The sequence below is a fragment of the Burkholderia arboris genome (genome assembly GCF_902499125.1).
Classification (GTDB): Bacteria; Pseudomonadota; Gammaproteobacteria; order Burkholderiales; family Burkholderiaceae; genus Burkholderia; species Burkholderia arboris.
This window is the reverse complement of sequence record NZ_CABVPX010000003.1, coordinates 236,882-249,424: the sequence shown is the minus strand read 5'-3', so window position 1 is coordinate 249,424 and position 12,543 is coordinate 236,882. Positions and strand designations below refer to the sequence as shown.

Sequence of the window (12,543 nt, the reverse complement as noted above, 5' to 3'; positions counted from 1 at the left end):
CTTCGATCCAACCCCTTTGTCTCGCGCAGGCCACATTTCATCCGGATACGATTTGAATTTGTGCCGAAGCGCGCTAATTTGTGACTTTGCCCGCGATTGCGCCCCATGAACGTCGACTATCTCTTCTACCGGAAGCCGGACAAGCCCGGCCCCTATTCGCTCGACGACCTGGGCGACATCGCACCGCCGATCGGCCCGGGCGACCTGGTGCGCGCGGGTATCGCGCGCGTGTTCGAGCAAATCGACTGGCGGGAATCGCCGGACGTGCCGGGCGCGTGGTTCGGCACCGGCGGCGCGGTTTTCCAGTTCACCGCCGAGCCCGACGGCCGCGTGACGAGCTTCATGGGTTCGCGCCTCGAGCGCCGCTCGATGCTGCAGCTCACGCGTGAAATGGGGCTCATTGCGCTCGACCTGCAGCGAGACGTCGTTTACGGCTGACGCGCCGTGCGGCACCCGTTGCCGCCGAGGCCGCCGCGCCGGCCCGACAGCGGTGCCCGGCGCCCCGCCGGGCGCGGCGCGTGTCCGCCATCGAACTTCAAAGATTGCTATACTTTCGCCCAATTCCGGCTTCCGGCCGGTAATTTGTGCCTGTCTGCGTCGATCGTTCGCATATCTCGCACGCATTGACACCCTGACCATCCCAGCCGGGCATGGCTTCTTCAATCGCCCCGCGTGGGTGTCTCCGTGGAGCTCGTCTTGGCCGTTTCCAATTCCGTCGTGGACGAACAAGAAACCGACGCCGCTGCCGCCACATCGGGCAGTTCCTTCTATCTGGCGATGCGCATCCTGCCTGCGGTGCAGCGCGATGCGATGTTCCAGGTCTACGCGTTTTGCCGCGCAGTCGACGACATCGCCGACAGCGACCTGCCGCGCGCCGAGCGCAACGCGGGCCTCGATCGCTGGCGCGCGGACATCGACGCGTGTTTCGCCGGCCGTCCGCCGCGCCACCTGGCCGCGCTCGACCGCGAGATCCACGCGTTCAACCTGCAGCGCGACGATTTCCACGCGATGATCGACGGGATGGCGATGGATGCGGTCGAAGACATCTGCGCGCCCGACGAGCCGACGCTCGACCTCTTCTGCGATCGCGTGGCGAGCGCGGCCGGCCGGCTGTCGGTGAGGATTTTCGGGATGCCGGAAGCCGAAGGGATCAAGCTGTCGCACCACCTCGGCCGCGCATTGCAGCTGACGAACATCCTGCGCGACATCGACGACGATGCGGCGATCAACCGCTGCTACCTGCCGCGCGAACTGCTCGCGCGCGAAGGCATCGCGATCACCGATCCGGCGACGATCGTGCGCGATCCGGCGCTGCCGCGCGTGTGCGCGACGCTCGTCGAGCGCGCGCTCGAGCACTTCCGTCAGGCCGACGCCGTGATGGATACCTGCCCGCGTGCGCAGGTGAAGGCGCCGCGCATCATGTCGGGCGCGTATCGCTGCATTCTCGAAGCCGCGATCGCACGCGGCTTTGCCGCGCCGCGCGCGCCGCTGCGCAAGCCGAAGGCACGCATGCTGATGATCGCCGCGCGCTACGCGCTGTTCTGAGTCGACTGCGTCGATGCCCAGAACCGTCCACGTGATCGGCGCCGGACTCGCGGGCCTGTCGGCCGCGGTCGAGCTGCAACGCCGCGGGCGGCGCATCGTGCTGCACGACGCGCATGCCCACGCGGGCGGCCGCTGCCGTTCGTGGTTCGACGGGACGCTGAACACGACGCTCGACAGCGGGCTGCACTCGGTATTCGCGGGACAGCCCGCGACGCAGCGCTACCTGCGCGCGATCGGCGCGGCCGATCAGCTCGCGGGGCCTGCGCTGGCCGAGTTTCCGGTCGTGGACGTCGCGTCGCAGCAGCGCTGGACGCTGCGCTTCGGCAACGGGCGCTGGCCGTCGTGGCTGTTCGATGCCGCGTCGCGCGCGCCGGGCACGACGCCGCTCGACTACCTCGCGCTTGCCCCGCTCGCGTTCGCGCGCACGGGCCGCTCGCTCGCACAGACGATGCGATGCGACGGCGTGCTGTGGGATCGTTGGCTGCGGCCGTATTTCCTCGGTGTGCTGAACGTCGAGCCGCGCCATGCGAGCGCCGAACTCGCGCGCGCCGCGCTGTGCGGCACGTTTGCCGCAGGCGGCCCCGGCTGCCGTCCGCTCGTCGCGCGCCACGGGCTCGGCAGCGCATTCGTCGAACCCGCGCTGCGGATGCTGCAGCATGGCGGCGCGCAGATCCGGCTGAATTCGCGGCTCGACGCGTTCGAATTCGGCGCGCACGGCAATGCGGTCGATGCGGTTTCGGTCGGCGGCGAGCGTATCGATCTCGCGCCGGGCGACGCGGTCGTGCTGGCCGTGCCGCCCGAGGTCGCGCAGCCGCTCGTACCTGAACTCACCGCGCCCGACACGTTCAGCGCGGTCGTGACCGCGTATTTCGCGGTCGAATCGCCGGTCGGCGCAGCGTTGCAGACGACCGTCGTGAACGGCGTCGTCGATGCGGTGCGCACCGGCGGCGGCCAGCTCGCGGCGACGATCCGCGACGCGGGCCGCTGGCTCGACACGCCGCGCGATACGCTCGCGCGGCGCATCTGGGAAGACGTCGCGCGCGTGACCGGCGCGAACCCGGAAACCATCCCCGCGTGGCAGCTCGTCGTCGAGCCGCGCGCGGGCTTTGCGGCGGTGCCGTCGCAGGAAATGAAACGTCCGGCCGTGCGTACGCGCTGGACCAATCTTGTGTTGGCGGGCGACTGGATTGCCACCGGCTTGCCCGCCACGATCGAGGGCGCGATCCGTTCCGGCCAGCTGGCCGCGGACGTGCTCCAGACACAATAAGAGAGGGACCGATGAACGATCTCACCGAAATGGCTACCTTGTCCGCCGGCGCCGTGCCGGCCGGCGTCGACGCGGCCGTCGCACGTGCGACCGACGCGCTGCTGGCCGCGCAGCAAGCGGACGGACACTGGGTCTACGAGCTCGAAGCCGATTCGACGATTCCCGCCGAATACGTGCTGCTCGTGCACTATCTCGGCGAGACGCCGAACCTCGAGCTCGAGCAGAAGATCGGCAAGTATTTGCGCCGCATCCAGCAGGCCGACGGCGGCTGGCCGCTGTTCACCGACGGCGCGCCGAACATCAGCGCGAGCGTGAAGGCGTATTTCGCGCTGAAGGTGATCGGCGACGACGAGAACGCCGAGCACATGCAGCGCGCACGAAAGGCGATCCACGCGATGGGCGGCGCCGAGATGTCGAACGTGTTCACGCGCATCCAGCTCGCGCTGTACGGTGCGATTCCGTGGCGCGCGGTGCCGATGATGCCGGTCGAGATCATGCTGCTGCCGCAGTGGTTCCCGTTCCACCTGTCGAAGGTGTCGTACTGGGCGCGTACCGTGATCGTGCCGCTGCTCGTGCTGAACGCGAAGCGTCCGATCGCGAAGAACCCGCGCGGCGTGCGCATCGACGAGCTGTTCATCGATCCGCCCGTCAACGCCGGGCTGCTGCCGCGCCAGGGCCACCAGAGCGCCGGCTGGTTCGCGTTCTTCCGCGTGGTCGACCATGCGCTGCGCGCGGTCGACGGCCTGTTCCCGAGCTACACGCGCGAACGCGCGATCCGCCAGGCCGTGTCGTTCGTCGACGAGCGCCTGAACGGCGAGGACGGCCTCGGCGCGATCTACCCGGCGATGGCCAACGCGGTGATGATGTACGACGTGCTCGGCTACGCGGAAGATCATCCGAACCGTGCGATCGCGCGCAAGGCGCTCGAGAAGCTGCTCGTCGTGCACGAGGACGAAGCGTATTGCCAGCCGTGCCTGTCGCCGGTGTGGGACACGTCGCTCGCCGCGCATGCGCTGCTCGAGACCGGCGATGCACGCGCGGAACAGGCGGTGATGCGCGGCCTCGAATGGCTGCGTCCGCTGCAGATCCTCGACGTGCGCGGCGACTGGATCTCGCGCCGCCCGCACGTGCGGCCCGGCGGCTGGGCGTTCCAGTATGCGAACGCGCACTACCCGGACGTCGACGATACGGCCGTGGTCGTGATGGCGATGGATCGTGCGCAGAAGCTCGAGCAATCGGACACGTATCGCGAGTCGATGGCGCGTGCGCGCGAATGGGTCGTCGGCATGCAGAGCAGCGACGGCGGCTGGGGTGCGTTCGAACCGGAAAACACGCAGTACTACCTGAACAACATCCCGTTCTCCGATCACGGTGCGCTGCTCGATCCGCCGACGTCCGACGTGTCGGGCCGCTGCCTGTCGATGCTGTCGCAGCTCGGCGAGACGCCGCTGAACAGCGAGCCGGCCCGCCGCGCGCTCGACTACATGCTGAAGGAACAGGAACCGGACGGCAGCTGGTACGGCCGCTGGGGGATGAACTACGTGTACGGCACGTGGACCGCGCTGTGCTCGCTGAATGCGGCCGGCCTGACGCCGGACGATCCGCGCATGAAGCGCGGCGCGCAGTGGCTGCTGTCGATCCAGAACAAGGACGGCGGCTGGGGCGAGGACGGCGACAGCTACAAGCTGAACTACCGCGGCTTCGAGCAGGCGCCGAGCACGGCGTCGCAGACGGCCTGGGCGCTGCTCGGCCTGATGGCGGCCGGCGAGGTGAACAACCCGGCCGTGGCGCGCGGCGTCGGCTATCTGATTGCCCAGCAGAACGAAGCAGGCCTGTGGGACGAGACGCGCTTCACGGCGACGGGCTTCCCGCGCGTGTTCTACCTGCGCTACCACGGCTATCGCAAGTTCTTCCCGCTGTGGGCGCTGGCGCGTTACCGCAACCTGAAGCGTGACAACGCGACGCGCGTCACGGTCGGGATGTAACGCGTGGGCGTATCACGACACAACGGCGCATTGCCCGTCATCGCGGTGACGGGGATGGCATTCGAGGCGCGCATCGCACGCGGCGATGGCGTCGAGGCCGTGTTCGCCGCGCGGGCCGACCGGCTCGAACGTGCGCTGGCCGACGCGACCGCGCGCGGTTGCGCGGGCATCATCAGCTTCGGCACGGCGGGCGGGCTTGCGCCCGACCTGGTGCCCGGCGCGCTCGTGATCGCGAACGCGATCGACGGGCCGTTCGGCCGCGTGGAGACCGATGCGGGCTGGAGCACACGGCTCGTCGCCTCGCTGCACGACACACCGGTCTGGGCGCGCGTCACGCGCGGCACGATCGCGGCCGTCGGCGCGCCGGTCGTCAGCGAACAGGAGAAGACGTCGCTGCATCAGGCGAAAGGCGCACTCGCGGTCGACATGGAGTCGCACATCGCGGCGGCCTTCGCGGCGGCGCGCGGCGTGCCGTTCGCCGTGTGCCGCGCGATCGTCGATCCGGCGTGGCGCACGCTGCCGCGCGCGGCGACGGCCGGCCTGCGCGACGACGGCAGCACGGCGATCCTGCCGATCCTGCGCGAACTGCTGAAGCAACCGTCGCAGCTCGGCCCGCTGCTGCAGGTCGCAAGCGACGCGCGCGCGGCGCGCACGACGCTGATCCAGGCGCGGCACGCGTTCGAGCGTACGGGCGCGATGCGGATCGTCTGAGCGACTTTCTCCCTGCTTCCCCGCTTCCCCGTTTCCCGCTTCGTACGGACAAAAAAAGAGCGCTGCATGATGCAGCGCTCTTTGTCTTTGCGCGGTCGCCGTTGCGGCGTTACTGCGCGGCCGGACCGCTGGCAGGTGCGGCAGGTGCGGCCGGCACGGTCGCCGAACGGGACGACGCCGGTACGGCGGCCGACGCTGCTGCCGGTGCTGCAGCAGGCGCGCTCGCGGGCATCGCGTTGTCCGCGCCCGGATCGTCATACTGCGGCAACCCCGGCGCAGCCGGCGCGCTGTTCGGCGTGGCACCCGATGCGCCGCCCGACTCGCCCGGATCCTCGTAGTTCGGCAGCCCCGGCACGGCCGGCGTCGCGGCCGGCACGGTGCCCGACTCACCCGGTTCGTTGTAGGTCGGCAGCGCGGCCGACGACGACTGGCTGCGGTACGTCAGCGACTTGCGCTGCTGCAGGTACGCGTCGCGCACGAACGAATACGGATCGAGCGCGGCCTGCTTCAGCAGGTCGGTCGCACCGAGCAGGTCGGAACGCGCGCTGATGAACTGCGCGATGTACATCGGGTTGCGTGCGGCCGGCTCGATGTAGTTCAGCAGGTTGAAACGCACGTCCACCGCGCGGCCGACGCCGTCGCGGATCGTGCTCGGCCCGAACACGGGCAGCACGAGGTACGGGCCGGACGGCACGCCCCAGCGCGCCATCGTCAGCCCGAAATCCTGGTGGTGCTTCGGCAGCCCGGCCGGCGTCGCGATGTCGATCAGGCCGGCGACGCCGAACAGCGAGTTCATCGCCACGCGCATCAGATCCTCCGTCGCGTCGGTGATGCGCAGCTGCAGCAGGTTGTTCGCGATGTTGCCGAGATCGCCGAGGTTCGAGAAGAAGTTGCTGATCGCGGTACGTACCGGGGTCGGCGTGACCTTCTGGTACCCCTTCGCGATCGGCTGGGCGATGTTCGTGTCGACCGTGTCGTTGAACTTGTACATCGCCCGGTTCATCGGCTCGAGCGGGTCGTTGGGATTGCGGTTCGGTCCCGTCGCGCAGCCGGACAGCATCGCGCTGGCGGCGACGGTCGCCGCAATGATTCGCACCTTATTCATTGATTCCTTGCGATTGGTTCTTGGCGCGTTTGACGCGCGGTTTGCCCATCAGGACGGGCTGGAACACCACGGCGCCGATCAGCGTACAGGTCAGGGCCAGCGCGAGCAGCTTGCCCATGCTCGACGTGCCCGGATGGTGCGACAGCCACAGGCTGCCGAATGCAGTCGCCGTCGTCGCGGCGCTGAACAGCACGGCATGCGTGAGGCTCGAGTGCAGCAACCCCGTCTGCCCCGCGCGCCACGCCATCACGAAATACACCTTGAACGCGACGCCGACGCCGAGCATCAGCGGCAGCGCGATGATGTTCGCGAAGTTGAGCGGCATGCCGAGCACGACGCACATCTCGAGCGTCACGACGCCTGACACGAGCAGCGGCACCAGCGTGCGCAGCACGTCGCCGAAACGGCGCAGCGTGATCCACAGCAGGACCGTGATCGAGATGATCGACCACAGCGCCGCATGCAGGAACGCGTTGATGATCGTGTCGGCCGAATGCAGGATCGAGATCGGCCCGCCGGTCGCGCCCGGTTCCGCGGCCTTCACCGTCTTCGCGAAACGGCGCAGCATCGTGTCGTCGTTCGGGTCGACGCCCTTCGGCACCTTCGGCGAGATCTGCACGAGCGCGTGGCCATCCGGCGCGACCCAGTCGCGCACGAGTTGCGGCGGCAGCGATTCGCGCGTGATGTCCTGCGGCTGCAGCAGCGACGCGAGCTGGTTGAGCGCGATGCGCAGCGTGTCGCCGAACGCGCGCTCGGCACGGTCGCGCGTCGCGCTGTCGGCGGCCGCGAGTTTCGCGAGCGACGCGGACAGGTGCTGCGCGGCGGCCGCGCCCGGGCCCGGGTGATCCTCGGCCGCGTAGCCGAGCAGGTCCGACACGCGCTTGAGCGCGGCGACGCGCTGCGCGTCGGTCGCGGGCGGTGCGGCCGGCTGCGTCAGCGCGGGCAGCAGGTCGCTCGCGGCCGCGGCGATCGCCGCGCGCTTGGCGGGCTGGTCGGCAGGGATGAAGGTCGACAGCGTGGTCGTGTGGCCGACTTCGGGCAGCGCGTCGAGGCGTTTCGCAGCCGCGTCGGCTTCGGCGAGCGACGGCGCGAGCATCGTCACGTCGTTGACGGCGGCTTCCGGCGAATCCTTCAGCGCGAGCAGCGTCGCCATCGATTCGCTGTTCGGATCCTTCAGGTGCAGCGGGTTGAAGTCGAAGCGCAGGAACGCGAGCAATGGCAGCGCACCGATCACGACCACGAGCGTGCCGATCAGGATCGGCTTGCGATGACGATCGAGGTAATCGTCGACCGGCGCGAGCCACGGGAAGCCCGGCGTCTTCGATTCGCCCGGCGGCGCGAACAGGCGCAGCAGCGCAGGCAGCAGCGTGAGCGTGGTCAGCAGCGCGACGAACATCCCGACGCCCGCGATCAGGCCCAGCTCGGACACGCCGCGATACGCGGTGGGGATGAACGAGAAGAAGCTCGCGGCGACGGCCGCGGTAGCCAGCGCGAGCGGCATGCCCATCGAGTGCGCGGCGCCGATCAGCGCGTGATCGATGCGCGGATCGCGGAAGCGTTCCTCGCGGTACTTCACGCCGTACTGGATCGAGAAGTCGACGCCGAGGCCGACGAACAGCACCATGAACGCGACCGAGATCATGTTCAGCGAGCCGACCATCGCGAGGCCGAGCGCGGCCGTCACGACGAGACCGACGAACAGCGTGACGAGCACCGAGCCGATCATCCGCTTCGAGCGCAGCGCCAGCCACAGGATCACGAGCACGGCGAGCAGCGTGAGCGCACCGTTGAGCGCGGCACCGTCTTCGACCGAAGCGAATTCGTCGTCGGCGAGCGGCTGTTCGCCGGTCAGGCGCACGGCCGCGCCGTAGCGCGTTTCGAGGTCGAGCGAACGGGCCGCGTCGCGGATAACCTGGCTCGTTTCCGCTCCCGCCTTGAGCGCACCGTAGTTGACCACCGGCTGCACGGTGACGAACGCGCGCGCGGGCTGCCGCGCGGCATCGTTGTCGACCAGCGCGCGCCACGAGAACGCGGCCGGCTTGCCGGCCAGCACGTCGTCGACCGTCGCGGCGCTGCGCGCGAGCAGCTTCGCCATCGCGGACAGCTTCACCTGGCCGGTCAGCAGCGGCTGGCCGAGCGTGGTGGCCAGTGTGGTGGCGAGCCCGGTGAGGCTCGGGTTCTTCGCGAGTTCGTTGACGAGCGGACGCGCGCTCGCGAGCTGCGACGTCGTATCGGAGACGTCCTGCGGCGACAGGAACAGCAAACCGTTGTGCTCGAAGAACGGCCCGCCGCCGGGCTCGGCGACCTGTCCGATGCGGCCGGCATCGGCGTCCTTCTGCAGCGCTTCGGTCAGCGCATGCGCGGCGGCATTCGCGAATTCGGGCGCGGGCGCTTCGACGACCGCGAGGATCGTGCCGTTGCGTTGCGGGAACGCCTTGTCGACGGCCTGGCCGAGCGCGGCCCATTGAGGTTCCGCATCGACGAGCTTGCTGATGTCGGTGTTGATCTTGAAATGCTGCGCGACGTAGACGCCGCTGAAGGCGGCGATGACGAGCGACAGGACGACGACCCAGACGGGGCGGCGCACCGACCACGCAACGAGTCGGACGATGAGAGATGTCACCATGTGGCGGTGGGGAGCGGCTGGCAAGGGCAAAGTAGCCAAGTATACCGGCGCGGCGTGGCGGCGGTCGTGACGTTGGGGGTTTCGGGGCGGGAAGGAGATTTGTTCGCGGCGGCGGAATCGATACCGGCGACCGGTTCATTTGTATGGGGATATTTACATAATCGGTGCGGGGCTGCATTGCGTGTGACAAATGAAGCCGAAAGGTAACAGTCGGTCACCGTGCGGCAGCCGGGCGTCAGGCCCGGTATACTTTGGTCCACCGGCCGATGCAAAGAGCCGGTCGTTTTTTCTCATCGAGTGCGATATCCGTATGAAACGTCATCTGTTTGCTTTCGTCGCGGCCGCCGCCGTGTCGGTTTCCGCTTTCGCGCAGAGCGCGCCGGTCGACATCGTCCGCAATGCGGTCGAGGGTACCGTTACCGCGATGAAGGCCGACCCGGCCGCGCGCGGCGGCGACATGACGAAGGTCACGCAAGTCGTCGAGCAGCGCTTCCTGCCCGCGACCAACTTCGAGCGCACGACCCGCATCGCGGTCGGCGACGCATGGAAGCAGGCCACGCCGCAACAGCAGCAGGAGCTGTACAAGCAGTTCAAGCTGCTGATGACGCGCACCTACGCCGCGTCGCTCGCGCAGCTCGGCAGCCAGGACGCGAAGTTCTCGTTCAAGGCCGGCGGTGCGTCGGGCGCCGACGCGCTCGTGCAGTCGACGGTCACGACGCCGGGCGACAGCCAGTCGGTCGGCTACCGTCTCGGCAAGGTCGGCAACGACTGGAAGATCTACGACATCGACATGTCGGGCGCGTGGCTGATCCAGGTCTACCAGGGCCAGTTCAAGAGCCAGCTCGCGTCGGGCGGGATCGACGGGCTGATCGCGTATCTGCAGAAGCACAATTCGCGGACGAACTGACGGCTGCTGCAAGGCCGGGATCCGGATGCATGAAGGGCGCCCTCGGGCGCCCTTTTTCATGGCGGCGGCGCGTTGACTGCGTATTAGGCGGCGACGCCGAGCATCCGCAGGCAATCGTCGACCACCGCGGCGACGAACGCGGCGCGATCCGTTTCCGGCGCCGCGATGATGTGATCGGTCGCGCCGTGCACGCCGGCGTAGATCAGCAGCGCGGTGACCTGCGGGTGCGCGAGCTGCCAGGTGCCGGCGCGGACGCCGCCGTCGAGAATCGCACCGAGCTGCTCGAGGATCGCGTTCTTGTCGGCATTCGTGCGATCGTGGTGGTGATGGTTCGTGTAGACGATGTCGTGCGTGCGGTAGGTCGCTGCGTAGGTCTCGATGCTGGCGCGAATCCACGCGCGCAGGCGCGCGAGCCAGTCGTCGGCGTCGCACGCGTCCACCGCGTGCTGCAGCCGGTCGAGGAACGACGCCGTGTAGCGCTGCGCGAGCGCGGCGAGCATGTCGGACTTCGATTCGAAGTAGTGATAGAACGTGCCTTTCGCGACCTGCGCGTGCTCGACGATCTCGCTGATGGTCGTCGCTTCCACGCCCTGCGCGAGGAACAGCGTCTCGGCCGCGGCCATCAATTCGTCGAGGCGGACTTCCGCCGGCTTGGTACGCGGCTTGCCTGCCGGCACGTCGTCATTCGCTGTCCTGGTTTCTGCCTTTGTCCTGTCCGTCATCGCGCGGCTCGACGCCCGTTCGTGCAAAGCCCGCAGTTTAGGCCAAGCCCTCCGCTCACGGGCAATGCAATCCATTGACCGACGGTCAGTCGATATATAAGATAAGAATCATTCTTATTCATGAGCCCATCGAGGGCCGACCGCCATGCCTCGTTACCGTCGCGCCGCACTCGTCCTGGCCGCCTGTCTCGGCACCTTTCTCGCCACGCTCGACATCAGCATCGTCAACGTCGCATTGCCGACGCTGCAGACGGCGCTCGATACCGATATCGGCGGCCTGCAGTGGGTCGTCAACGCGTATGCGCTCGCGCTGTCGGCGTTCATGCTGTCGGCCGGGCCGCTCGGCGACCGCTACGGTCACAAGCGCGTGTGGCTCGCGAGCGTGATCCTGTTCACGGCCGGGTCGATCGTCTGCGCGTGTGCAGGACGGCTCGGGCCGCTGCTGATCGGCCGCGCGATCCAGGGGCTCGCCGGCGCGTTGCTGATTCCCGGCGCGATGCCGATCCTCACGCATGCGTTTCCCGATGCGCGCGAACGCGCCCGCGTCATCGGCGGCTGGTCCGCGTTCAGCGCGCTCGCGCTGATCCTCGGGCCGTTGGTCGGCGGCCTGCTCGTCGAGCATGGCGGCTGGCAGGACATCTTCCTCGTCAACGTGCCGATCGGCATCGTGGCCGTATTGCTCGGCGCATGGGGCATTCCGGAGCGGCGGCATCCGGAGCACGCGGCGTTCGATCCGTTCGGGCAGGCGCTGAGCGTGGTGTGGCTCGGGTTGCTCACGTACGGGCTGATCGGCATCGGCGAAGCCGGCGCGGCGCATGCGAAGGTGCTTGCGCCGCTGGCGGGCGCCGCAGTGGCGTTTGCGTTGTTCGTTCGTGTCGAAACGCGCGTCGAGCGGCCGCTGCTGCCGGTGTGGCTGTTCCGCGACCGGCGGCTGGTGCGCGCCAATCTCGCGTCGTTCGTGCTCGGATTCTCGGGGTACAGCAGCCTGTTCTTCCTGTCGCTGTTCCTGCAGCAGGCGCAGGGGCGCGCGCCCGCCGTGGCCGGCTGGCAACTGATGCCGCAGTTCGTGATGACGGCGATCACGTCGATGCTGTTCGGGCGCATCGCGGCGCGCGTTCCGTTGCGCACGCTGATGGTGGCCGGGTATGGGCTGATCGGTGCGATGCTCGCGGTGATGGCCGGCTTCGGGGCGGGAACGCCCTACATGGCGGTTGGAGTCGCGCTGGCGCTGCTCGGCGTCGGCATGGGGCTCGCGGTGCCGGCGACCGGCATGTCCGTGATGGAATTGGCGCCGGCCGAGCGCGCGGGGATGGCGTCGGCGACGATGAACGCGTTGCGCCAGACCGGAATGAGCATGGGCATCGCGGTGCTGGGCAGCATGATGAGCGTCGGTGCGTTGCACCGGATGACGGCCGCGATGCAGGCGGCAGGCGGCGCGCACGCGGATACGCTGGCGCGGCAGGCCGTGATGGAGCATGTGTTCGCGGCGGGGCGGCCGGACATGCTCGGTGCGTATCGGGAGGCGATGGCGCACGGGTTTTCGATCGCGGTTTTGTGTTCTGGAATCCTGAGTGTTGGCGTGGCGGTGATGCTGATGATGCGGCGTGAAGTCAGTCGGCAACAGGGTATTGCGCCGGTGCCGTGCGCGACGCAATCACGGCCGGAATGAACGTGG

At 68.6% G+C, this 12,543-nt stretch carries 10 protein-coding genes; 7 read left to right on the top strand and 3 right to left on the bottom strand.

Annotated features, from left to right (window positions below; genetic code table 11):
• Window positions 1-105: 105 nt before the first annotated feature.
• The 5 genes from BLA15945_RS05530 (at window position 106) to BLA15945_RS05510 (ending at window position 5,508) form a co-directional block, all read left to right on the top strand.
• Window positions 106-438 carry a hypothetical protein gene (locus tag BLA15945_RS05530; RefSeq protein ID WP_059238315.1) on the top strand — a complete coding sequence of 111 codons (333 nt, stop codon included), beginning with the start codon at window positions 106-108 and terminating at the stop codon, window positions 436-438.
• Between the two features lie 258 nt (window positions 439-696).
• On the top strand, window positions 697-1,545 hold the full coding sequence (hpnD, locus tag BLA15945_RS05525; RefSeq protein ID WP_059238317.1) for a presqualene diphosphate synthase HpnD: 849 nt from the start codon (window positions 697-699) through the stop codon (window positions 1,543-1,545).
• Between the two features lie 13 nt (window positions 1,546-1,558).
• Window positions 1,559-2,812, top strand: coding sequence for a hydroxysqualene dehydroxylase HpnE (hpnE, locus tag BLA15945_RS05520; protein ID WP_174991718.1), 1,254 nt, complete (start codon window positions 1,559-1,561; stop codon window positions 2,810-2,812).
• A gap of 11 nt (window positions 2,813-2,823) precedes the next feature.
• Window positions 2,824-4,797: a squalene--hopene cyclase gene (gene shc, locus BLA15945_RS05515; protein ID WP_174991717.1), complete on the top strand. Its 1,974-nt coding sequence runs from the start codon at window positions 2,824-2,826 to the stop codon at window positions 4,795-4,797.
• Window positions 4,798-4,851: 54 nt separating this feature from the next.
• Window positions 4,852-5,508, top strand: coding sequence for a phosphorylase (locus BLA15945_RS05510; RefSeq protein ID WP_059238323.1), 657 nt, complete (start codon window positions 4,852-4,854; stop codon window positions 5,506-5,508).
• Window positions 5,509-5,617: 109 nt separating this feature from the next.
• On the opposite strand, the gene BLA15945_RS05505 is transcribed toward BLA15945_RS05510, so the two are convergent.
• Window positions 5,618-6,613, bottom strand: coding sequence for an MlaA family lipoprotein (locus tag BLA15945_RS05505; RefSeq protein WP_174991716.1), 996 nt, complete (start codon window positions 6,611-6,613; stop codon window positions 5,618-5,620).
• Window positions 6,606-9,239 (bottom strand): hopanoid transporter HpnN, encoded by a 2,634-nt coding sequence (gene hpnN / locus BLA15945_RS05500; protein WP_174991715.1) that lies wholly within the window; start codon window positions 9,237-9,239, stop codon window positions 6,606-6,608. The genes BLA15945_RS05505 and hpnN overlap by 8 nt, the downstream gene beginning before the upstream one ends.
• Window positions 9,240-9,549: 310 nt before the next feature.
• Between hpnN and BLA15945_RS05495 the strand changes: the two genes are divergently transcribed.
• Window positions 9,550-10,146, top strand: a complete 597-nt coding sequence (locus BLA15945_RS05495; protein ID WP_059238330.1) for an MlaC/ttg2D family ABC transporter substrate-binding protein — start codon at window positions 9,550-9,552, stop codon at window positions 10,144-10,146.
• An 83-nt stretch (window positions 10,147-10,229) separates the two neighbouring features.
• On the opposite strand, the gene BLA15945_RS05490 is transcribed toward BLA15945_RS05495, so the two are convergent.
• Window positions 10,230-10,868 carry a TetR/AcrR family transcriptional regulator gene (locus BLA15945_RS05490; protein WP_059238332.1) on the bottom strand — a complete coding sequence of 213 codons (639 nt, stop codon included), beginning with the start codon at window positions 10,866-10,868 and terminating at the stop codon, window positions 10,230-10,232.
• A gap of 145 nt (window positions 10,869-11,013) precedes the next feature.
• Here BLA15945_RS05490 and BLA15945_RS05485 point away from each other — a divergent pair, with 145 nt between their 5' ends.
• Window positions 11,014-12,537, top strand: coding sequence for an MFS transporter (locus BLA15945_RS05485; protein ID WP_059238334.1), 1,524 nt, complete (start codon window positions 11,014-11,016; stop codon window positions 12,535-12,537).
• Window positions 12,538-12,543: the final 6 nt, after the last annotated feature.